At 69.5% G+C, this 21612-nt stretch carries 24 protein-coding genes and 1 other RNA gene; 9 read left to right on the top strand and 16 right to left on the bottom strand.

Annotation, left to right across the window (positions count from 1 at the left end; translation table 11 throughout):
• Positions 1-18 precede the first annotated feature (18 nt).
• The gene (gene sigJ / locus NE2_RS00270) at positions 19-939 is read right to left on the bottom strand and encodes an RNA polymerase sigma factor SigJ (protein ID WP_373862190.1); all 921 of its coding nucleotides are present in this window, start codon (positions 937-939) and stop codon (positions 19-21) included.
• A gap of 116 nt (positions 940-1055) precedes the next feature.
• Here sigJ and NE2_RS00265 point away from each other — a divergent pair, with 116 nt between their 5' ends.
• A complete protein-coding gene (locus NE2_RS00265) occupies positions 1056-2153 on the top strand; it encodes a cobalamin biosynthesis protein (RefSeq protein WP_063022769.1) in 1098 nt (365 codons plus the stop codon).
• Here the strand turns inward: NE2_RS00265 and NE2_RS00260 are convergent.
• From NE2_RS00260 to NE2_RS36810, 3 genes are all read right to left on the bottom strand, one after another.
• Positions 2127-2543: an ester cyclase gene (locus tag NE2_RS00260; protein ID WP_063022767.1), complete on the bottom strand. Its 417-nt coding sequence runs from the start codon at positions 2541-2543 to the stop codon at positions 2127-2129. The genes NE2_RS00265 and NE2_RS00260 overlap by 27 nt on opposite strands.
• Before the next feature lie 95 nt (positions 2544-2638).
• The gene (locus tag NE2_RS00255; RefSeq protein WP_063023266.1) at positions 2639-3658 is read right to left on the bottom strand and encodes an SURF1 family cytochrome oxidase biogenesis protein; all 1020 of its coding nucleotides are present in this window, start codon (positions 3656-3658) and stop codon (positions 2639-2641) included.
• Positions 3659-3663: 5 nt separating this feature from the next.
• Positions 3664-4158 carry a low molecular weight protein-tyrosine-phosphatase gene (locus NE2_RS36810; protein ID WP_255407291.1) on the bottom strand — a complete coding sequence of 165 codons (495 nt, stop codon included), beginning with the start codon at positions 4156-4158 and terminating at the stop codon, positions 3664-3666.
• A 289-nt stretch (positions 4159-4447) separates the two neighbouring features.
• On the opposite strand from NE2_RS36810, the gene cobC reads away from it, so the two are divergent.
• Entirely contained in the window at positions 4448-5476 is a 1029-nt protein-coding gene (gene cobC / locus NE2_RS00245; RefSeq protein WP_063023264.1) for an Rv2231c family histidinol phosphate aminotransferase CobC, read from the top strand.
• 94 nt (positions 5477-5570) lie between these two features.
• Entirely contained in the window at positions 5571-6713 is a 1143-nt protein-coding gene (locus NE2_RS00240) for a Nif3-like dinuclear metal center hexameric protein (RefSeq protein WP_063023262.1), read from the top strand.
• Positions 6714-6841: 128 nt separating this feature from the next.
• Here NE2_RS00240 and NE2_RS00235 read toward each other — a convergent pair whose 3' ends face one another.
• Positions 6842-7285, bottom strand: a complete 444-nt coding sequence (locus NE2_RS00235) for an OsmC family protein (RefSeq protein WP_063022765.1) — start codon at positions 7283-7285, stop codon at positions 6842-6844.
• 233 nt (positions 7286-7518) lie between these two features.
• On the opposite strand from NE2_RS00235, the gene NE2_RS00230 reads away from it, so the two are divergent.
• Both NE2_RS00230 and NE2_RS00225 read left to right on the top strand, forming a co-directional pair.
• A complete protein-coding gene (locus NE2_RS00230) occupies positions 7519-8256 on the top strand; it encodes a zinc ribbon domain-containing protein (RefSeq protein ID WP_030515366.1) in 738 nt (245 codons plus the stop codon).
• Between the two features lie 10 nt (positions 8257-8266).
• Entirely contained in the window at positions 8267-9508 is a 1242-nt protein-coding gene (locus tag NE2_RS00225) for a bifunctional RNase H/acid phosphatase (protein WP_063022763.1), read from the top strand.
• Positions 9509-9524: 16 nt separating this feature from the next.
• Here NE2_RS00225 and NE2_RS00220 read toward each other — a convergent pair whose 3' ends face one another.
• Together NE2_RS00220 and NE2_RS00215 are read right to left on the bottom strand one after the other, a co-directional pair.
• Complete coding sequence (locus NE2_RS00220; protein ID WP_063022761.1) at positions 9525-10412, bottom strand: alpha/beta hydrolase; 888 nt, start codon at positions 10410-10412, stop codon at positions 9525-9527.
• A gap of 62 nt (positions 10413-10474) precedes the next feature.
• A complete protein-coding gene (locus tag NE2_RS00215) occupies positions 10475-11638 on the bottom strand; it encodes a lactate 2-monooxygenase (RefSeq protein WP_063022759.1) in 1164 nt (387 codons plus the stop codon).
• Between the two features lie 208 nt (positions 11639-11846).
• Here NE2_RS00215 and rnpB point away from each other — a divergent pair.
• Both rnpB and NE2_RS00205 read left to right on the top strand, forming a co-directional pair.
• Positions 11847-12264: RNase P RNA component class A (gene rnpB / locus NE2_RS00210), an RNA gene on the top strand.
• A gap of 32 nt (positions 12265-12296) precedes the next feature.
• Positions 12297-12602: a putative quinol monooxygenase gene (locus NE2_RS00205; RefSeq protein WP_228816300.1), complete on the top strand. Its 306-nt coding sequence runs from the start codon at positions 12297-12299 to the stop codon at positions 12600-12602.
• A gap of 14 nt (positions 12603-12616) precedes the next feature.
• On the opposite strand, the gene NE2_RS00200 is transcribed toward NE2_RS00205, so the two are convergent.
• The 3 genes from NE2_RS00200 to NE2_RS00190 all read right to left on the bottom strand — a co-directional run bounded on the left by NE2_RS00200 (position 12617) and on the right by NE2_RS00190 (position 14231).
• A complete protein-coding gene (locus tag NE2_RS00200) occupies positions 12617-12889 on the bottom strand; it encodes a Clp protease N-terminal domain-containing protein (RefSeq protein ID WP_063022757.1) in 273 nt (90 codons plus the stop codon).
• A 74-nt stretch (positions 12890-12963) separates the two neighbouring features.
• Positions 12964-13362, bottom strand: coding sequence for a nuclear transport factor 2 family protein (locus NE2_RS00195; RefSeq protein WP_030515360.1), 399 nt, complete (start codon positions 13360-13362; stop codon positions 12964-12966).
• Positions 13363-13397: 35 nt separating this feature from the next.
• Positions 13398-14231, bottom strand: a complete 834-nt coding sequence (locus NE2_RS00190; protein WP_063022755.1) for an oxidoreductase — start codon at positions 14229-14231, stop codon at positions 13398-13400.
• A gap of 809 nt (positions 14232-15040) precedes the next feature.
• On the opposite strand from NE2_RS00190, the gene NE2_RS00185 reads away from it, so the two are divergent.
• Together NE2_RS00185 and NE2_RS00180 are read left to right on the top strand one after the other, a co-directional pair.
• Complete coding sequence (locus tag NE2_RS00185; protein ID WP_062963048.1) at positions 15041-15373, top strand: hypothetical protein; 333 nt, start codon at positions 15041-15043, stop codon at positions 15371-15373.
• Between the two features lie 15 nt (positions 15374-15388).
• Positions 15389-16831: an RNB domain-containing ribonuclease gene (locus tag NE2_RS00180; RefSeq protein WP_084493654.1), complete on the top strand. Its 1443-nt coding sequence runs from the start codon at positions 15389-15391 to the stop codon at positions 16829-16831.
• Here the strand turns inward: NE2_RS00180 and NE2_RS00175 are convergent.
• The 6 genes from NE2_RS00175 to NE2_RS00150 all read right to left on the bottom strand — a co-directional run bounded on the left by NE2_RS00175 (position 16812) and on the right by NE2_RS00150 (position 21589).
• The gene (locus NE2_RS00175) at positions 16812-17219 is read right to left on the bottom strand and encodes a MerR family transcriptional regulator (protein WP_063022753.1); all 408 of its coding nucleotides are present in this window, start codon (positions 17217-17219) and stop codon (positions 16812-16814) included. The genes NE2_RS00180 and NE2_RS00175 overlap by 20 nt on opposite strands.
• A gap of 34 nt (positions 17220-17253) precedes the next feature.
• A complete protein-coding gene (locus NE2_RS00170) occupies positions 17254-18270 on the bottom strand; it encodes an NADP-dependent oxidoreductase (protein ID WP_063022751.1) in 1017 nt (338 codons plus the stop codon).
• A gap of 44 nt (positions 18271-18314) precedes the next feature.
• Positions 18315-19184 (bottom strand): CHAD domain-containing protein, encoded by an 870-nt coding sequence (locus NE2_RS00165; protein ID WP_063022749.1) that lies wholly within the window; start codon positions 19182-19184, stop codon positions 18315-18317.
• The gene (pip, locus tag NE2_RS00160; protein ID WP_063022747.1) at positions 19181-20143 is read right to left on the bottom strand and encodes a prolyl aminopeptidase; all 963 of its coding nucleotides are present in this window, start codon (positions 20141-20143) and stop codon (positions 19181-19183) included. Before pip ends, NE2_RS00165 begins: the two co-directional genes overlap by 4 nt.
• Positions 20143-20589, bottom strand: coding sequence for a hypothetical protein (locus tag NE2_RS36150; protein WP_233429592.1), 447 nt, complete (start codon positions 20587-20589; stop codon positions 20143-20145). Before NE2_RS36150 ends, pip begins: the two co-directional genes overlap by 1 nt.
• 106 nt (positions 20590-20695) lie before the next feature.
• Positions 20696-21589, bottom strand: a complete 894-nt coding sequence (locus tag NE2_RS00150; RefSeq protein WP_063022743.1) for a phosphotransferase family protein — start codon at positions 21587-21589, stop codon at positions 20696-20698.
• Positions 21590-21612: the final 23 nt, after the last annotated feature.

The following is a 21612-nucleotide window of genomic DNA, read 5'->3' as shown; positions in this document are numbered from 1 at the left end:
GCCGCGCCGAGCGAACTCTCACATCGTCCAATCCGGTTCGCCCTCGGGCAGATCGTGCAGCTTCTCCGGATTGCGGACGATCGCGATCGAGGTGATGCGGTCCTGTTCGACGGTGAAGGCCATGATCCCCAGATGGTTGCCGTCGAAGACCATGAGGCCCGGCAGACCGTTGACCTGAACCATGCGCGCCCAGGCCCCGGTTCCGGCGCGGTACCAGCCGAAGTACAGCTTGGCCACCAGCTCGGCGCCCTGCACCGGCTGCCGGATCGCGGGCACCCGTCCGCCACCGTCGGCGGTCAGGGTGACGTTCTCGTCGAGCACACCGAGCAGGCCGCTCAGATCGCCCGACCGCCAGGCCGCGGAGAAGGCCGAAACCACCTTCTCGTGTTCGTCGCGGGAGGCCGGGAAGCGCGGGGTGCCGTCCTCGACGTGCTTGCGGGCGCGGGAGGCGAGCTGGCGGACGGCGGCGGGGGTGCGGCCCACCACGTCGGCGACCTCGGGACCGGTCATGCCGAAGATGTCCTGCAGCACGAAGGCGGTGCGTTCGGCGGGCGAGAGCGATTCGAGGACCACCAGCAGGGCGGTGGTGACGCGCTCGTCCTGCGAGATACGGTCGGCCGGGTCGTCCCAGCTGGTGACCTCCGGCTCCGGCAGCCACTCGCCGACGTACTGTTCGCGGCGCGCCCGGGCCGAACCCAGCTGATCCAGCGCGAGGCGGCCGGTGACGGTGGTCAGCCAGGCGCGCAGATTGTCGATTCGCTCACCGGGAGAACGGGTTTCGTACCAGCGTTGCAGTCGCAACCACGCCTCCTGCACGACGTCGTCGGCATCGCTGAGGCTGCCCAGCGTGCTGTAGGCCACGCGGCGCAGATACTGGCGATGCTCCTCGAATCGGCGTGCCAGTTCGGTCTGGTCGATATCGTCGTGTCCGGTCGTCACAGCTGCCATCCTCGTCTCGCCGCGCGCGCCCGCCGCGCGGGTGCCTCCTCATGGTGACGATGCCGCCGGGTCGAGTGTGACATCGGGGTGCCGGAGGGGGCCGATAGTCTCGCCCGGTGCGATATGGAACGGCGCGGGCCGCGGGACTGCTGATCGGATTCGCGGCGGATCGGATTCTGGGTGATCCGCGGCGGGGACATCCGGTGGCGCTGTTCGGGGCGGCGGCCGCCGCGGTGGAATCGGCCGGATATCGCGATGCGCGTACCGCCGGGGTCGTGCACGAACTCGTGTTGGTGGGTGGTGTCGTCGCGCTGAGTGCGGGCGCGGAGATCGCTGCCCGGCCATCGGGAGATGGGCGCGGCGTGGTGGTGTCGGCGCGGCGGAATCGGCGCGGCGGCGTGGCCGGCGGCGGGCGAGGTGGGTGCGCCGGTGCCCCCGCAGCGGTGGTGCAGGGGCGCCCCGGTCGTCACGCGGGGCTCGGCACCATCGTGATCACTGCGGTCGGCACGTGGATCGCGCTCGGCGGCACCACGCTCGCCCGGACCGGACGCGAGATGGCGGATCGGCTGGATGCGGGGGAGTTGACCGGTGCGCGGGAGGTGCTGCCCTCGCTGTGCGGACGCGATCCCGAAGCGCTCGATGCCGACGGATTGGCCCGTGCCGCAGTCGAATCCATTGCCGAGAACACCTCCGACGCCACCGTCGCGCCGCTGGTGTGGGGTGCGGTCGCGGGAGTGCCGGGGCTGCTCGGCTACCGCGCGATCAACACGCTCGACGCGATGGTCGGCTATCGCAACGAGCGCTACACCAACTTCGGCTGGGCCGCCGCGCGCGTCGACGATCTGGCGAATCTGCTGCCCGCGCGGGTGAGCGGGGTCCTCACCGTGATGCTCGCGCCGCTGGTGGGCGGGCGGCCCGGCGATGCGTGGCGCGCGTGGCGCCGCGACGCCGGGGCGCACCCGAGCCCCAATGCGGGAGTCGCCGAGGCCACGATGGCCGGAGCGTTGGGTGTCGCGCTGGGCGGTCGGACCGAGTATCGCCACGGGACCGAGATGCGTCCGGTGCTGGGCGACGGGCGGACCCCGCGGGTACCCGATCTGCGCCGGGCGGTGCGGTTGTCGAACGGAGTGCAGCTGACGGCCGCGGTGGTGGCGGCCGTGACCGCCTACGCGCTCGGGCGCCGCCGATCAGCTCGCGCCGAGTTGCCGGAGTAGAGCGGCGGTGTCCAGGTATTGCCGGTCCTCGACCACCTTGAAGTCGGTGTCGAAGACCAGGACCTTGGCGTAGGCGATCTCGAACCGCCGGCCGGTCGCCGGGAGCAGTGTCGCTCCGGCGACGACGAAGTCGTCCACCGAGGTTGCGCGGCCGACCAATTCGGCGACCGCCGAGTTCGGTGCCGGATGCACCGCGCGAATGTCCTCGGCGTAATCCGGGAAAGCCCTGAACCAGGCGCGGCTCCAGTCCAAGGTCCCCGCGAGATCCAGTCGCAGGCCGGTGCCGGTGTCGAATGCGTAATCGGGGGCGCAGGTCGCCGCCCAGGCATCCCACTGCTGCCGGGTCCACGATCGCTGCACGGTGTCGTAGGCCTGCCGGATGGCGTTCATCCCGTTCTCCGCTCGTAGAGATCTAACTATATTAACCTATAGCCAAATAGGTCGATCGAGCCAGTTGTGAAGCGGTCCGATTCTGCGGGATCCGGTCAGCTGCGGGCGTTGCCGTAGCGGTCGGCGAGGCGGTCCGCGGTGGTGCGTGGTTTCGGCGCGGCCGATGGTTCGTCCGGTGCGGAGGCGGTCTCAGGCTGGGCCTTCGGAGCCGGGTCCGATGGGGCGGAGGCCGCGGCGGTGCTCGCGCCTTCGGCTGATTCGGCAGCCGGTGATCCGGCCGTGCTCATGGCCGGGACCTGCTCACTCGGGGTGGCCGTCGCCGACTCGGCAGCGGCACGGTCGCGGCGGCGTTCGCGGATTTCGGCATAGACGAAGTAGCCGAGGCCGAGCGGGGCCATCACACCGAACGCGATCCACTGCAGCCCGTACGAGAGATACGGGCCGGCGTCGAGCTGGGGGAGTGACTCGGGGGTGAAGGCGCCGGGCTGGCCGGCGTCCAATTGCAGATAGCCGCCGTGCTCACCGGTGGCGAAGCCGGTCAGCGGCGTGCCCAGAACCGTGGCGAGCTGAGCGGTGTCGACCGAGTACACCTGGCGGAGGCCGTCACGGACCATCGGATCCTTGCCGGGGACGGCGCCCTCGGATTTCCGGACCCGTCCCTCGATGTGCTGCTGACCCGACGGCGGCTCCGCGATCACCGGCAGATCCGAACCGTTCACCGCCGCGATCAGGCCGCGATCGACCAGCACGACCCGGCCGTCGTCGAGCCGGAAGGCGGCCAGTACCCCGTAGGCGGGCTGATCGTTGAGCCGCTGCAATCGCTCGACCACCATCGAATTCGGCACGTAACTACCGGTCGCGACCACCCGCCGCCATTCGGTGTCGGCCGGATTGGTCCCGGCCGGTGGCGTGCCTTCGCCCGTGTTCAGCAGGTTCTTCGCCGGGACCGGGTCGGCGTTGACCGAGGCCGCGATCAGGTTGTTGCGATGGGACGTCGAGGTGTTCTTGCCGAGCTGCCAGGGCGCGAGCACGGTGAAACACAGGTAGGCGAACGCGACCACGACGACCGCCAGAATCGCCCAGCTGGGCCGCAGGAGGAAGGTGAGCCGGCGCAGAATGTTCATTGCCGCGGTCCGGTCGTCGCGGGTTCGCCGAGTTGTTCGCGCACCCAGGCCAGCAGCGCGGGAACGGCTGCCTCGATCTGCTCGCGCACGAGCTCGAAATCGGTGTCGTCGCCGTAGTAGGGGTCGGGGACGTCGTGATCGTCGGCGGCGGGATCGAAGCTGCGCAGCAGTCGCCGGCGCGCTTCGGGAATCCGCAACCGGGTCAGTTCGCGATCGTGGTTGGAATCCAGGGCGACCAGCAGATCGGCATCGAGATGATCGGGGCCGATCATGGCCGCGACGTGCCCGATCGGATATCCGTGGCGGGTGAGCAGAGCCGTGGTGCGCGGGTCGGCGTCCGAGCCGACGTGCCAGGCGGTGGTGCCGGCGCTGCTCACGCGCACCCGATCGGCCAGTCCGGCGCGTTCCAGATGCGCGGCGAAGATCTTCTCGGCCATCGGCGACCGGCAGATATTGCCGGTGCAGATGAAGGTCACGTGCAGCTCGCCCACGCACCCATTGTGGCCGGTCGGTGCGGGCGGCGGCCACGTAGGGTAGGTGGCTGTGCCCGAGGACACCCCCACGACCGCCGGCACGCGGTCGCACGCAGGCCCGAGCCGCCCGAGCGATACGCGTCCGCGCGGAGCAGCCGAGGCGGATGCGACGCGTGTGGGTTTCGCCGTGGGCACCGACGGGGGCATCGACGGCGTGCGGGCGCCCGGGGGTCCCGAAGTCGGCGGTTCCCGATCGACCGATGCGGAGTCCGGCGGTGCTGGGTTCGGTGGTGCTGGGTTCGGTGGTGTGCAGGTCGACCGTTCGGCGTTGCGGCATCACGGGGACCGCGATGTGCTGCCGGGGATGCTCGACTTCGCGGTGAATGTGCGGGGCGAGGCGCCACCCGAGTGGTTGCTGCGGCGGCTGGCCGCGCGACTGCCCGAGCTGGGGCGGTACCCGTCCGAGGCCGAGGCCGACGCGGTGCGCGCGATCGTGGCGGCACGGCACGGCCGCGCGCCCGAGGAGGTGCTGCTGCTCGCCGGGGCCGCGGAGGGATTCGCGCTGTTGCCGCGCCTGGCATCGCGGCTGGCGGCCGTCATCCATCCGTCGTTCACCGAACCGGAACTCGCTCTGCGCGAGGCCGATGTTCCGGTCACCCGGGTGGTGCTGGCACCGCCCTACGAGCTTGCCGGGGCGCGGGTCCCCGAGGATGCCGATCTGGTGGTCCTCGGCAATCCGACCAATCCCACCTCGGTGCTGCATCCTCGCGCGGTGATCGAATCGCTGCGCCGGCCCGGTCGCATCGTGGTGGTCGACGAGGCCTTCGCCGATGCGGTGCCCGGTGAGCCGGAAACACTTGCGGGACAGTCTTATCCGGACGTTCTGGTTTTGCGCAGCCTCACCAAGACGTGGGCGCTGGCCGGGTTGCGCTGCGGTTATCTGCTGGGTCCGCCCGAACTACTGATCCGGTTGAACCACGGTCGCCCCCATTGGCCGCTCGGCACGTTGCAGCTCGAGGCGATCGCGGCGACCTGCGAAGCGCACGCGATCGCCGAAGCCGAGGCGAGCGCGATCCGGATCGTGGCCGAGCGAGAGGCGATGATTCCCCGCCTGCGCGCCCTCGGCATCGACGTGCACGAACCGGCCGGGGGTCCTTTCCTGCTGATCCGCGTGCCCGACGGTGAGTTGCTGCGGAAACATCTGGCGGACAGAGATATCGGTGTCCGGCGGGGTGACACCTTCCCGGGGCTCGACGGTGAATTCTTACGCCTGGCGGTCCGCGACAGCGACGCTGTCGATCGTTTGGTCGCCGCGATCGAGGCCGTCGGCTTGTGAGGATTCGCGCTCGGGGGCGCGCGGCGCGGTCCGGCCCGGCAGGCGGCATCGGAGTGGATAATGACCGGAACGGCGAAACGGTGGAGGTGCGGTGGTGACAGCGACGAATTCTGTTGTGACGCTGAAGGACTTGATCCGAGTACTCGACGACGCGTATCCGCCCCGGCTGGCGGAGTCCTGGGATTCGGTGGGGCTGGTGTGCGGTGATCCCGCTGCCTCGGTATCTCGGGTGCTGTTCGCGGTGGACGCCACCGCCGCCGTCGTCGACGAGGCGATCGATTGGGGCGCACAGGCTTTGGTCGTGCACCATCCGCTGCTGCTGCGCGGCGTCGACACCGTGGCCGCGAGTACGCCGAAGGGCGCGCTGCTGCATCGGCTGATCCGCAACGACTGTGCGCTGTTCACCGCCCACACCAACGCCGATTCGGCCGATCCCGGAGTGTCCGATGCCCTCGCCCACACGCTCGGGTTGACGGTGACCGGGCCGCTGGAGCAGAAATCGGCGGCGCCGGTGGACACCTGGGTGGTGTTCATCCCGCGCGCCCACACCGATGCGGTGCTGGCGGCGATGTTCGAGGCGGGCGCGGGGGGCGCCGGGTTCTATCGCGAATGCGGCTGGCGGGTACCGGGAACCGGTCAGTTCCGGCCGATGGCGGGGGCGAATCCGGCGATCGGTCAGGTCGGCGACCTCGAGTTCGTCGAGGAGGACCGCGTCGAGGTGGTGGCGCCGCCGTCGGCCCGCCCCGCGGTGCTGGCCGCGCTGCGTGCCGCCCACCCCTACGAGGAACCGGCCTTCGACGTCACCGAACGCGCGGCGCTGCCGTCGGGACAAGGTCTGGGACGCATCGGCACCCTGTCGGAACCGGAGACGTTGCGCGCCTTCACCGCTCGCGTGCGCGCCGCCCTGCCCGGCACCGCGTGGGGTGTGCGGGCCGCCGGCGATCCCGACCGGGTAATCCGCACCGTCGCGGTCTGCGGCGGCGCGGGCGATTCCTTCCTCGGCACGGTCGCGAAGCTTGGCGTCGACGCCTACGTCACCGCCGACCTGCGCCACCATCCCGCCGATGAACATCTGCGCGCGGGCGGTCCCGCACTCGTCGACGTCGCCCATTGGGCCAGCGAACTCCCCTGGTGCGCCCAAGCGGAAGGTGTTGTGCGGGAAGCGCTTCCGGGCGTGCAAACCCGGGTCAGCACGCTCCGCACCGACCCGTGGACTCTCGGCGCCGCCGACGACTGACGTGAGCGGCCGTCGCGCAGGGTCGGTTCGGTGGCGAGCCGGCCGGCTGTGTCACTTTCGGGCGGCACAGGGACGAGCGGCGCGAGGCCGGCCCGGGCGTTCTCCCGCGACCGTGGACGGGCGCGAATTCACTCCGTCCGGATGTCCGGCTCGTGGTCGACGGGGAAATTGACCGAGTTGGCGATGAAGCAGCGCTTGTGCGCCTCCGGGTGGAGTGCGCGCGCCTGCTCGACCCGAGCGGCATCGGTGATGGTGACGCGGGGGCGCAGGGTGACATGTTCGAAGCGCTGGTCGTTCATCACGCCTTCGGCCTCGTCGAGATAGTCGATCACGACGATTCCGGCCTCGACGCACAGATGCAGATACCAGAGCATGTGGCATTCCGAGAGCGAGGCGACCAGGAGCTGTTCGGGATTCCAGCGCGTCGCGTCGCCCCGTCCGACGACCGGGTCCGCCGATCCCGGCAGGGGCGGCCGCCCTTCGGCGAGGACCTCGTGATTGCGCGAATACGAGCGGTAGTCGGTGGTGGCGCCGGTCCACACCACATCCACGCGATAGCGATGTTCGGCCATCCGATCAGAGTGTCACAGTCGCGGCGGCGCCGCACTCGAGTTGTTCGGGTGCCGGCGAACCGGCGCCCGGGGCACGGGGCATCAGGTCTCGACCGCGTATCCGGTGGTCGCGGGCGGGCCGCGCGGGGTTGGGGCGAAACCGGCCGCAGGCAGAGTACGGTTGAGCACCGGCGTCGCGCACCCGCTGCCCGTCGCACCGCAACCGTCCATAGTGTCGAGGAGTACGTCCCGCGTTGAATGTCGAACCACCGATCCAGGCCAAACTGCTCGACCTCGCGGCCGTCGACGCCGAGTTGACGCGGATCGCGCATCGCCGCAAGGTGCTGCCCGAACAGCAGGAAGTGCAGCGGCTGGAAGCCGAACGCACCGATCGCAAGGATGCGGCGGTCAAGGTCGAGATCCAGCTCGACGATCTCGACCGCGACATTCGCAAACTCGAGGGCGAGATCGACGCCGTGCGCAAACGCGAGGCGCGCGACCGCGGCATGCTCGAGGGTGGCAACGTCGGCGCCAAGCAGCTCTCGGAGTTGCAGCACGAACTGGGCAGCCTGGAACGCCGGCGCGGGGTGCTGGAGGACGAACTGCTCGAGGTGATGGAGCGGCGCGAGGCCGCCGAGGCCGATCACCAGCACGCGGGCGCCAACCTCTCGCGCGCCGAGGAGGATCTGACTCTCGCGCAGAGCCGGCGCGACGACGCGGTCGCCGACCTGGATGTGGCCGCGCAGCGTTGCGACGCCGACCGTGAACAGCTGCTCGCCGGATTCCCGGACGAACTGCTCGCGATCTACGACAAGCAGCGCGCCCAGCACGGTGTCGGCGCGGCGCTGTTGCAGGCTCGCCGGTGCGGCGCCTGCCGCATCGAACTCGACCGCGGTGAGATCGCCCGGATCGCCAAGACCGATCCGCAGGTCGTGGTCCGCTGCCCCGAATGCGGTGCGATCCTGGTGCGCACCAAGCAATCCGGATTGTGACGGGCCGGCGATGACGGTACGCAGCGTGATCGTGGAGGCCGACGGCGGTTCGCGAGGCAATCCCGGCCCGGCCGGGTACGGCGCGGTGATCTGGGATTCCGACCACGCCACGATCCTCGCCGAACGTCGCGAATACCTCGGCGTCACCACGAACAACGTCGCCGAATACCGCGGTCTCATCGCGGGCTTGGCGGCCGCGGCGGAACTGGGCGCGCGCGCCGTCGAGGTGCGGATGGATTCCAAACTCGTCGTCGAGCAGATGTCGGGACGCTGGAAGGTCAAGCACGCGGCCATGATTCCGCTCGCCGAACGAGCCCGGCAGCTGGTCGCGGGCTTCGATCGGGTGGGCTTCCAATGGATTCCGCGCGAGCAGAATTCGCATGCCGATCGGCTCGCCAACGAGGCCATGGACGATGCGGTGGTGGTCGCGGAGGTGCGCGAAGCCGATACCGAGCGCCCGGTGATCGACAGCGTGGCCGAACCGGAATCGGCTGCGCAGGAATCGGTGTCGGCGCGCGGCGTCGAGGCGGAGCTGCCGAGCTGGATCGACGAAGCGGCCGGCGCCCGTGCCGCGCACGAGGATCCGGTCGTGCAGGAGACGGCCCCGGCGACAACCGGTCCGGGCTGGACCGGCGCCCGCGGGCGGCCGACCCGGCTGTTGCTGCTGCGTCATGGCCAGACCGAATTGTCCGTGGAGCGACGGTATTCCGGCCGCGGCAATCCGGACCTCACCGCACTCGGCCGGGAACAGGCCGCCCGCGCCGCGAAATATCTCGCCGCGAAGGGGGATATCGCGGCGGTCGTCACCTCGCCGCTGGGCAGGGCCCGCGAAACCGCGCAGGCCGCGGCCCAGGCCCTCGACGTCCCGGTGCGGGTTCTGGACGCGCTGACCGAAACCGATTTCGGCGAATGGGAAGGCCTGACGTTCACCGAAGCGGCACAACGGGATCCGGACCTGCATCAGCGCTGGCTCGGTGATCCGTCGCTGCCCGCCCCGGGCGGGGAGAGCTTCGCCCAGGTGCGCGAACGTGTCGAGGCGGCGCGTCGCGATCTGCTCGCGCTGTATCCGGGACAGAACGTCGTCGTGGTCAGCCACGTGACGCCGATCAAGACGCTGCTGCAATTGGCCCTGGAAGTCGGCCCGTCGCTGCTGTATCGGCTGCATCTGGATCTGGCGTCGCTGTCGATCGCCGAGTTCTATCCCGACGGCGGATCGTCGGTGCGGCTGGTCAACGACACCTCGTATCTCTGAACGCCGGTCGTGACGGTCAGGGACGCAGGACCGACACCAGGAACTCGGTCTGGTCGTAGACGGCCTTCTCGAACCAGTCGTCGAAGTAGATGTCGAAGTGCCCGATCGGGTATCGCTTCACGATGCCGTGTTTGGTGCGTTCGGCGGCCTTGAGCGTCGGACCCACCGGCGCGACCGAATCGTTGTCGCACACCGCGTACAGCACCGGCACCTTGATGCCCTTGGTGCGTCGCCACGGTGAATCGAACAGCACCGACATACCTACGCGGGCAGCGACTTTCGGCTGGTAGTGCTCGCTCTCCTCGGCGAGGCGGCCGAAACCCTCGGGCACGTCGGAGGCGCTCATCAATGCCGCCGAACGCTTGCGCCCGGCCAGTCGCACGCCCACCGGCGTGCGGCGGATCGGGCCCACCAGGATGTCGATGAGCGCGAGGGTGCCGGTCTTGGCGAGGCTGATCGGCCCCTTCGCCAGCGCCGAGGACCAGCCGCTGGTAAAGGGGCACTGTGCCACGACCGCGGCCAGATAGTCGTCCTCGTGTGCGATGGACAGCACGTGTCCGCCGCCGAAGGAGCTGCCCCACAACGCGATTCGGGTCGCGTCGAAGCCCTTGAGGGTGCGGGCGAAGGCGATCGCGGCGCGCCAGTCGTCGCGCTGGCGGGCGATGTTGATCAGCTGGCGCGGTTCACCACCGCTGGCCCCGAAATGCCGGTAATCGAAGACCAGCACGCCCATTCCGGCCGCAGCGAACCGGCGTGCGTAGCGATCCAGACCCATTTCCCGGTTCGCGCCCAGCCCGTGCCCCATGATGACCAGCGGACGCGGTTTGGGCGGGCCGTCCGGAAGATAGAGCCACGCTGCACACTGTTCGCTTCCCGAACCGAACCCCACCTCGACACGCTCCATGGGCGAATACCGTACTGGGTCGCGCGCCCGGCCGCAGACGTGGATCCCCGCTCAGGGCACGATTACGGGTGGACGGAACGCAAACATTCGCGAGTCAGATCCTTCAGTGCCGGATAGCCGTCGACCGCCATGATCAGGTCCGCCTCCGCCAGCAGACTACGCAGGACGTGCACGATTCCGTCCACCCCGCCGAGCGCCAGGCCGTAGGCGTAGGGCCGGCCCACTCCGACCGCGGTGGCGCCGAGCGCGAGCGCCTTGACGACGTCTGCGCCGCTGCGGATTCCGGAGTCGAACAGCACCGGCAGACCCTCGGCCGCGGCGACGACCTCGGGCAACATGTCGAGCGCGGGCAGTCCGCCATTGGCTTGGCGCCCACCGTGATTCGAGCAGTAGATTCCGTCCACGCCACCGTCGCGGGCCCGGCGCACATCGTCGGGATGGCAGATTCCCTTGACGATCACAGGCAGATCCGTGAGCGAACGCAGCCAGGCCAGATCCTCCCAGCGCAGCGGGTTGCCGAACAGTTGCACCCACCGCAGCACCGCACTCATCGGATCCTCCTCCGGTGAGCGCTGCAGACCGGAGAGGAAGACCGGATCGGTGAAGTAGTTGGCGAGGCAGTGTCCGCGCAACTGCGGGAAGTTACCGGTGGACAGGTCGCGCGGCCGCCAGCCGGTGATCCAGGTGTCGAGGGTGACGACGATGCCCTTGTACCCGGCCTGCTCCGCGCGGTGCACCAAGCTGGCCGCGAGATCGCGGTCGGTGGGAGTGTAGAGCTGGAAAAAGCCCGGGGTGTCACCGAATTCGGCGGCGACATCCTCGAGCGGATCGACGGTGAGGGTCGAGGCGACCATCGGCACACCGGTGCGGGCGGCGGCGCGGGCGGTCGCCAGATCGCCGTGGCCGTCCTGGGCGCACAGGCCGATCACGCCGACCGGAGCCATGAAAAGTGGTGCGGGAAGCGTCATTCCGAACAGATCGACCGACAGGTCGCGCTCCTTCGCGCCGACGAACATGCGGGGGATGAGCCCCCAGCGGTCGAAGGCGGCGACGTTGGCGCGCTGGGTGCGCTCGTCGCCCGCGCCGCCGGCCACATACGACCAGATCGAGGGCGGCATGGCGGCCTGCGCGCGCTGTTCGAGTTCGGCGAACGCGACCGGGTACTCCGGTACGACACCGCGCAGCCCCTGGAAGTAGATCTCGTTCTGGAAGTCGCCGAACCCCATGTGCGCTGCCCTTCTGTGCCGTCGGTTCGCTGTGGGGACGCGCTCCACGGCGAATGCGGCTTCACTGTATGCGTAACCTCCGGTACCGCGCCACGCCCCGTCCGAGGGCGCGCCGCGGGACGGCCGCTGCCGATTCCCGGCCGAGCCCGGATGCCGGTCGCGGCCCGATGTGCGCTCGGCGCCGCTCGCACGGCACAATGGTTCGCGACGAGTCGGTCGGGCGACCGCGTCGACGGGAACGGGCACGGTGGTGCCGCCGCCCGTCGCCGAGGAAAGTCCGGACTCCACAGAGCAGGGCGGTTGTTAACGGCAACCCGGGGTGACCCGCGGGACAGTGCCACAGAAAACAGACCGCCGGCGGTCTCTCCGGAGGCCCGCCGGTAAGGGTGAAACGGTGCGGTAAGAGCGCACCAGCGCCCCGGGTGACCGGGGCGGCTCGGTAAACCCCGCCCGGAGCAAGGTCGAAGGCCGCATTCTCGCGAGTGCGGCTGCGCAGGTGCCCGAGGGCTGCTCGCCCGAGCCTGCGGGTTGACTGCTCGAGGTGCCCGGTGACGGTGCACCCAGATGGATGGTCGCCGCCCGGTGCGAATCGGGAACAGGATCCGGCTTACAGACCGACTCGTCCCCTTCGGGGTTCGCGGCATGAGACCCTGGCCGCATGGATGCCATGCCTCGGCAGATCATCGTCACCGGCTACCTGCGGGTGGACCCGGCCGATCGGGACCGTTATCTGGCGACCTGCGTCGAGGTGGTGAGCGCGGCGCGGAAGACTCCCGGATGCCTTGATTTCGCCCTGTCGGCCGACCTGATCGACACCGGTCGCATCAACATCCTGGAACGGTGGAGCGACCGCGCGGCGCTGGATGCTTTCCGCGGCGCGGGCGTGTCCGACGAGCAGGGGGCGATGCTCCGGGAAGCGCGGGTCACCGAGTTCACGGTCGGCGACGAAATCTCACTGCGCTGACCGACCGCACCCGGCTAGCGCGCGCAGCCCTCGCCGTTGTCCGGATGTTCGGTCGGGTTCGGGTACGGCCCGTTGCGGAGGGTTTCGTGCAAGGCGTCCGAGATCGCCGCCAGATTGGCGCCCGCGCGGTGAAAGGCCTGGGCGACAGTGGAATTCGGGTCCTGCAGGCCGGCCAGGACGAGGTGTTCGGTGCCGAGGGCGGTATGGCCCGCCCGGCGCGCGATCGCCGAGGCGTCGTCCAGCATTCGTCGCAGGGCGGGGGTGTGCGGTAGCGGTTCCGCGTTCATGTCTCCATGATCGCCCTCGCCGGCAACTTCGGAGCAATATTGGCCGGTTCCGTGATCAGCGGAAGGGCGCCGGATCAGGGGTGCAGCGGTTTCCGCCGCGGGCGCACGATGCGGTGGGTGATCTTCCAGCCGGCACCGATGCGCTGGATGGTGTCCTCGTAGGTGGCGCTGCCGACCGTACCGTCGGTCATGACGCCGAAACCCTTGGACAGGGCGCGGACGGTGCCGTCGGCGACCTCGTTGATGACGATGTTCGTGACGTGGTGGGCGACGGGGTTGTTGTCGCCCATCGCCAGCGCGGCGTCGCGGCACGCGGGGATTCCGACCAGGACGCCGCCGCCCATGGCGCTGACGTCGTAGACGACGTCCTCGGCGAACAGGGCGGGCCAGCCGTCGAAATCGCCGTTGTCGGTCAGGTGGCCGTGCAGATTGATCAGATCGGTGATCGCGAAGTGGTCTTCCGCGGACAGCATGTCGGGTCCTCCGGCGGTCGAGGCGAGGATAGTGGTCAGCGGAAGCCGGTGTCGGCGGCCCAGGGTTCGAGCTCGTCCAGATCGGCGAGGCGCTGGGTCAGGGTGGCGCGGATGCCGGCGAATGCCTCCGGGCCGAGCGGCAGCCGCAAGGGCGGCTCGTCCATGGCGACCGCGCGCAGCACGGCCGCGGCGGCGCGGGCCGGATCGCCGGGCTGGGCGCCGTCCTGGGCCTGGAAGCGCTCGCGTTCCTCGGCGAAGACCGGTGCGTATTCGGGCATCGATTCGGCCCACTGGATGGATCGCCCGGCGAAGTCGGTGCGGAACGGTCCCGGCTCCACGATCGTGACCTTGATGCCGAACGGCGCGACCTCGTACGACAATCCCTCCGAGAGTCCCTCGACCGCGAATTTGCTGAGTGCGTAAGGGGTTCCACCGAGACGGGCGCGCACGCCGCCGACCGAGGACAGCTGCACGATATGCCCGCTGCGCTGGGCCCGCATGAGCGGCAGTACCGCCTTCGTGACCGAGATCAGGCCCCAGACATTGGTTTCCATCAGTGCGCGCAGTTGCTCGTCGTCGCATTCCTCGAGCGCGCCGCGCAGTCCGTAACCGGCGTTGTTGACCAGAACGTCGATGCGGCCGAACCGAACTCGCGCCTCCTCGACCGCCGCGGTGATCGACGCCGGGTCGGTGACGTCCAGCTGTGCGACGAGCACCCGCTCCGGAGCGCGATCTCGAAGTTCGGCAAGGGATTCGGTTTTGCGCGCGGTGGCGACCACGCTGCCGCCGTCGGCCAGCACCGCCTCCGCGATCGCGCGGCCGAAGCCGCTGCTGGTGCCGGTGATGAACCAGACGTGATCGGTGGTCATGGTGGAGGCCTCCTGTGTCGGATCGTCGTCGAAGCCGGGCCTTGCGACCGCATGCGGTGCCCGCGGCGAACCGCCGGCACCGGGTGCGGTCGCGCGGTGATCAGCCGGCGGGGTTGATCACCAGAATCTGGGCCCAGTAGGCCGCCTGCTCCGGACCGACGAGAGGCAGCAGGTAGTCGAAGACGATGGACGACATGCGGTGTGGAACTCCTTGTACTCGAGGAACTATTACTCGACGACTCTCGCCGCGCGGCGCACTCTCGTTACTGCACGGACCCCCGAATCCGTGGGTACGCCGTGGCCTGTCACCATCGGCAACAGTAACAGCGCGCTCGGACAGTCGCAGGCCCAGCGGAAAACGGACTCGACGGGGGGATTCGACGTACGGTAGCGTGATCTGGACGTAGGTCCGACTCCTCGGAGTGATATCCGTTCGCTCTGAATGGTGTGATATTTCTTTCCGGAATGATCCGGGTCGCGGGCCGTCGGCATTCGCGCTCGAAACGATTCGTCGACCCCCGTTGCACTCACCGGAACCGTGTCGCCGCCGTCGTGGTGGCCGGTCGCGAAATCGCAGGCACCGAAGCTTCGCGCGGTCCGCGCCCCGGTCGCAGCCCGGTCCGGGCGGCGGGCGCATTCTCGGCAAATGTGGGTGAATCGGGTGGTCCCGGCGTGTCCTGCGCGACGAACCGCCCCGGAGTGGCCGGAACCGTGACCGACGTCATACAGTGTTGGCCGTTGGAAGTGTCGCTGCCGGGGGTGGCAGCGGCTATGGGTGCTACGAGTGTCGGAAAGCAGGTTCTGTATATATGCGAGTAGTTCGCAAGTTGGCGGCCGGTGCATTGATCGCCGCAGCTGCGTCGGGTGTGGCGGTGCTGGGCGCGGGATCGGCGTCCGCGGTCGCGGTCACTCCGCTGCCGGGTGGCGTCCAGGTGGACCTCAGCCCCGGTGACACCCAGTGGGTCCACCAGACCCACGTCGGCCAGTCGATCGCGGTGCTGCCGCACCCGTCGGCCGCCTCGTTCGGCCAGGCTCTCGATGCCGCGGCGACCCTGTCGTCGCAGTACCCCGACGGCCGCGTCGTCTTCACTGTGTACGGCCCGTTCGATCAGCTGAACGGCACCATGCTGGCGCTCAAGTAAGGTTCAGCGCCCCGCGTGGAACTGCATCCCAGGATCGTCTCGGCACCGGTGAATTTCGGTGCCGTGCGATCCGAATTCGGACTCGCCTCGGAATATCCGTCCGAGGCGGTCTCGGAGGCCCGCGACGCAGCCGATGCGTTCGCGGGCGTCCGGGCCGATCGCACCGACATCCCGTTCGTGACGATCGACCCACCCGGCGCCATGGATCTCGACCAGGCGCTGCATCTCGAACGCACCCCGACCGGATTCCTGCTGCACTACGCCATCGCCGATGTGGGCGCGGTGGTCGCGCCCGCCGGGGCGCTCGCGCGGGAATCTCTCGCCCGGGGCCAAAGCTTCTATCTGCCCGACGGCACCGTGCCGTTGCATCCGCCGGTGCTCTCGGAAGGGTCGGCGAGTCTGCTGCCCGGCGCGGTTCGTCCCGCCGCGCTCTGGACGATCGACTGCGACGACAAGGCCGAGCCGCGACGCTTTTCGGTGCGGCGCGCCCTGGTTCGTTCCCGCGCCCGCCTCGACTATCCCGGCGTCCAGGCCGATGCCGACGCCGGCCGCCTGCATCCCTCGATCGCCGCACTGCCGGAATTCGGCCGTCTGCGGATCGAGGCCGGGCTGGCCCGCGGCGCGATCGAACTGCGGCTGCCCGCGCAATCGGTGATCCCCGACGGACGCGACCACGACACCGAACACTGGCAGTTGGCGGTCGAGCCGCGCACCGCCGCCGACGACTGGAACGAACAGGTCTCGCTGCTCACGGGCATCTGTGCGGCCCGAATCATGTTGGCCGACACCGATTCCGATACCCGTATCGGATTGCTGCGCACCATGCCGGCGCCACCGGCCTCGGCGATCGCGTCCATGCGCCGTACCGCCGCCGCGCTCGGGGTGCGCTGGCCGGCGGGTATGCCGGTGGGCCGGATGCTGGCCGGACTCGATCCCAACACCCCCGCCGCGCTGGTGCTGAACTCGGAGGCGACCAGCCTCCTGCGCGGCGCGTCCTACACCGTGCTCGACGGTCAAGCGCCGGATGTGTTGCAGCACAGCGGCATCGGCGCCGCCTACGCACACGTGACGGCGCCGCTGCGCCGTCTCGCCGACCGCTACGCGACCGAAATCTGCCTGGCTCGCTGCGCGGGCACCCCGGTGCCGCAGTGGGTTCGCGCCGGGCTCGGCGCCGCCGCCGACGCGATGCGGCGCAGCGACGCGGTCGGTGGCAAACTCGAACGCGCGTGCATCGACCTCACCGAATCCACCGTGCTCGCACCACGTCTCGGCGACGTTTTCGAGGCGGTGGTCATCCGCGAGGGCAACGGCAACCGATCCGCCGAGATCTTCGTCGCCGATCCGCCGGTACTCGCCAAATGCGCCGGGTCACCGCCCGAAGGCCGGCGGGTGCGAGTGCGCCTGGACATCGCGGACCCGGATAAACGCGTGGTCGGCTTCAGCTTCCCGGTGGACTGACCCCTTGCTGGCCGGAAACGTGCTCCGGATCGAGCCACGGCATCCGGCTCACCAACTGATCCCGAAGGCGTGTCAGCCGGGCGATGCGCTCGTTCAGCTCCGCCACCCGTGGCGCTCCGACCACTGCATATCCCGAGGCGCAGCGTGGCTCGTAGGGAAAGACGTCGGGAAGCTCCCGGTCCAGATAGGGAGCGAAGGCACGCACGTCCTCGACGGTGAATCCGAGTTGAAGCAATTCCCGTATGTTGCGTACCCGGGCCACCGCCTCCTCCTCGTATTCCCGGTATCCCGCGGCGGTGCGCCCGGAGGTGAGTAGTCCCTGGTCCTCGTAGAAGCGCAGCGCCCGAGTAGTGACTCCGGTGCGGGCCGCCAGTTCGCCGATCAACATGCCGCGTATCCTCTCCGCCGTCTCACCCTCGTGCTCAACGCGCCAGCCGCACCACAACCTTCCCGGTGTAGCGCCCCCGCACCGCATCCAGCAGTGCACCCGGCGCGTTCTCGAGGCCTTCGACGACGGTTTCGGTGCGTACGATGTCTCCCGCCGCCGTCCATTCCCGCAGCTTCCGGCCGAATTCCGGGGCCAGATCCAGGTGATCGAGCGTGGTGAATCCGCGCAATGTCAATCGCTTGCCGATCACCGCCAGCAGATCACCCGGTCCCGCGTCCGGCTCGCCGCCCGCGCGCTGCCTGGCCAGAGCTCCGCAGAGCGCGATGCGTCCGCCGACGTTCATCACCTCGATCGCCGCACGCAATTGGGTTCCGCCGACATTGTCGAAGTACACGTCCACGCCCCCGGGCGCCGCGACTCGAAGCCGATCGACGAAGGGTTCGTCGTGGTAGTCGACGGCGGCGTCGTAGCCGAGTTCGTCGACGATGTAGGAGGCCTTACGCGGTGAGCCGACGCTGCCGACGACGCGACCGGCGCCGAGCAGTCGCGCGATCTGCCCGGCCAGGCTCCCGGTCGCACCGGCGGCGCTGGAGACGAAGACGGTATCGCCGGCGCTGAGGCCGGCGACCACGGTCAGACCGACGTAGGCGACCAGACCGAAGCCCAGATATCCGGACGGCGAGGGATAGGCATCCGGATCCACCATGCGTACCGTCCGCGCGTCGGCGAGGGCGTGTTCGCGCCAGCCGAGCCGGTGCAGGACCAGCGCGCCCTCCGGCACGGTCGGATCGCCGGATTCGATCACCTCGCCGATCGCGTCGCCGGACAGCACCTCACCGATCGCGAACGGCGGCATCGGGATTCCGGGATAGGCGCCGATTCGCATGAGACTGCCGGGGTCTATCGACATGAAGAGATTTCGGATCAGCAGCCGGCCGGCCTCAGTGGACGGCATCGGATGCTCGACCATGCGGAAATCGGTGAGTTCGGGGAACCCGGCCGGGCGAGCGGCCAGGTGGATCGAGCGGGTGGTCGCGGTCGTGGAGGTCATGGGGCGACCGTAGGCGTTGACGTATACGTGAAGGTCAAGCCCGATCAGGACAGGTAGTCGTAGTTCAGGAATTCGATGAGGGACGGGTACTGGTCGAGGGCGGTGCGCGCGGCTTCGACCTCGGCGGCGCACAGCAACTCGTAGGGCGTCGTATCGTCGCCGCGGCCGCGCACGATTTCGGCGCGGGCGGTGATGGTGGCCAGCGCCTCGATGGCGTCACGGTGGTCGCCCAGGACGCCCTGCACCTTCTTCGCGCGCCGGGCCAGGTCCTCGGCGGGGCCGTCGAGGATATCGGTGGCGGCTTCGGCGCTGTAGCGTAAACGCTTGGCGGCCTTGCGGATATCGTGCAGCGCATCGACCCGATCGGTGTCCTCGACGGCTCGTTCCGCGTCGACCCGGTCCTTCAGCCGGCGCAGGTCCGCGCGCACCGCGGCCGTGAACACGCGGTCGGCATCGCGGCGAGCGCGTTTGCGGCGCAGCGGCGGATCGGTGCGCAGGCCGACCACTCGCGCACGCAGCAGGGCGTAACGCTCACCGTCGAGCTCCCGCAGCACGGTTCGGTGGGCGTCGGTGTAGGCCGCGCGCTCCGCGCTCACCAGCCGCCGCCCGAGATGCCGCTGCACATCGGGATATTCGTCCAGCAGCGCGGCGAACCGGTCGGCGCGCACCTCGGCGTCGCGGGCGATGCCGAGCAGCCCTGCCAGCCACCGCAATTCGTCGCGGATGGCATCGATCTCGCTGCGGTGGAACATCTTCCGATACGACCGCAGCACCGACCGCAGCCGACGGGTGGCGACCCGCATCTGGTGCACCGAATCCGATTCGTCGGCACGGACCTTCGGTTCCGCCGACAGCAGCCGGTCCACGTCCTCACCGAGCGCGGCGACGACGGCGGGACCGGCTGCGCCGCTCATCGCCGATCCCGGAATTCGTCGGTGGCCTCGATCAGATGATGGGTGGTCCCCGGCTCGGCCGCGGCATGACCGGCATCGGTCACCAGATGCAGCCGCGAACCGGGCCAGGCCCGATGCAGATCCCAGGCGCTGACCGCCGGGCAGACGATATCGTGGCGGCCCTGCACGATGACCGCGGGGATATGCGCGATCCGGTCGATATCGCGCAGCAGCTGGTTCTCTTCCAGGAATCCGCCGTGCACGAAGTAGTGGTTCTCGATGCGGGCGAAGGCCAGGGCGAAGCGGGGTTCGGCGGATTCGGCGACCCGTTCCGGTTGTGGCAGTAGCGAACTCGTCGCGCCCTCCCAGCTGGACCACGCGACCGCGGCGGCGGTCGCCACGTCCTGATCGGGGGAGTGCAGCAGCCGGTGATAGGCCGCCACCATATCCCCGTCGCGCTCGTCGTCCGGGATCGGTGCCAGGTACTTCTCCCATTCGTCGGGATAGACGAACCCGGCGGCGCCGTTGTAGTACCAGTCGATTTCCTTGCGCCGCAACAGGAAAACGCCGCGCAGCACCATCTCTGTCACGCGCTCGGGGTGGGTCTGGGCGTAGGCCAGCGCTAGCGTCGAACCCCAGGACCCGCCGAAGACCTGCCAGCGCTCGATCCCCAGATGGGTGCGCAGCCGCTCGATATCGGCCACCAGATGCCAGGTGGTGTTGACCTCCAGACTCGCCCCGTCGGCCACATGCGGGGTCGAACGCCCGCACCCGCGCTGGTCGAACAGCACGATCCGGTAGGCGGCGGGATCGAAGAACTGCCGGTGCATCGGATCGGTGCCGCCACCCGGGCCGCCGTGCAGGAACACCACCGGCTTGCCGTCGGGGTTGCCCGACTCCTCCCAGTAGATGTGCTGACCGTCGCCCACGTCGAGCATGCCCTCACGGTAGGGCTCCAGCGGCGGGTAGAGGGTGCGCATCAGAAGGCGATTCCCGAGGCGAGATCGGGCAGTTCCAGCGCCTGCAGCGCCTGCGTGCGAACATCCGAGCAGGTCTTGGTGGTGATCCGGTCCACCACGGCCTTGTCGCCGAGCACCGCCAGGTTGATGCCGCCGTTCTCCGCGGCCCACTGGTGCACCGTGATGTTCAGCGCCACCTTGCCCAGCGTCGGGCCCTGCACCCGCCAGTCCGACAGCTGCGGCGAGATGGCGTCGCACAGCTTCTGTGCGACCGGGTCGGGAACCTGGACGGGATTGGTCTGTCCCGGCTTGGCGGTGACACCGGCCGAACCGCTGGGACGCGCGGCCGTCGAGGTCGCCGAGGCGCCGGATTTCTCGGGTCCGGCCGAACCCGTGCTTTCGCCACCACATCCGGCGACCAGCACGACGGCCAGCGCCGCACCGACGGCGAGCGCTCCGCGAGTCATCCAACGGCTCTGCGACATCTGTTCCCTTTGTTCGATTCCGGCGTGCATCCGGAGTTCCTGCTGTGGACCTACGAGTCTGCCACCTCACCGCGGGTGGCCGGGTGGCTCAGGCGAAGTTCGCGCGCAGCAGGTCCAGCATCTCGGTGACGAAGGGGGCGAACCGTTCGCCCGGGCGGCCCCGTGCCGTGTCGATGGTCAGCCACGAATGCAGGGTGGTCAGGGGTGCGAGGCGTTCGGCCAGCTCGATCTCGCGGTCGGTGACGGTGGTCAGTTCCCGCCAGGCGTCGAAATATGCCGTGCGCTGCGGATCCCGGAACGTGCGCACGGACAGGAAGGGATGGGTGATCAGCGCATCGCCCCAGTCGAACACCGCGGCGGTGGCGCGGAAGACGTGGCCCGGATACAGGTCGTTGTGTTCCACGCTCAGCCGGCCGTACCGCGCGAGTTCGGCAGCGGCCGATTCGATCGCGAACTCCAGTCCCGGGGCGCGGTCGGCGAAGTGACGGTAGACCTCGATCAGGCGCGCCGGCGGCAGGTACGGAGTTCCGGTGTCGCGCAACGACTCCGCGTGCGTGCAGACGGTGTGCTGCAGGCCGGCGTAGGACCGCAGCACCGATTCCCATTCCGGCGGACGCGGCGGCGGCGCGTCCGCACCGTCGAGTGCGAAGTGGCGGTCGAGTGGTCCGGTTCGCATGGTCTCGCCGCCGTCGCCTCCGAGGAACCATCCGTTCTCACGATGTACCGCAAGGGGTTTAGGCACCGATCCCGGAACGAGCCGATCCAAGGCCGCCAGCAGCGGGCCCTCGTGGGCGAACGCGCGCGCACTCGCCTTCGCCCAGACAGCTCCGCCGTTCGTCTCGATGCGGCCGAGCAGCGTCCAGTCCCGCCGCCGCATCTCCTGGGCGCCGGTCACGGTCAGTCCCCGCTGCGCGAGTTCCCGGGTGGCCCAGTCGATCAGCGGTTGCAGTGGTTGATCGGCCACCGATACAGGCGCGTTCATCGGAACAACCTAACCCAGCTCAC

Source organism: Nocardia elegans NBRC 108235 (assembly GCF_001612845.1).
GTDB lineage: Bacteria > Actinomycetota > Actinomycetes > Mycobacteriales > Mycobacteriaceae > Nocardia > Nocardia nova.
Note: the sequence above shows the minus strand (reverse complement) of the source record. Positions and strands in the feature narration are given on the sequence as shown.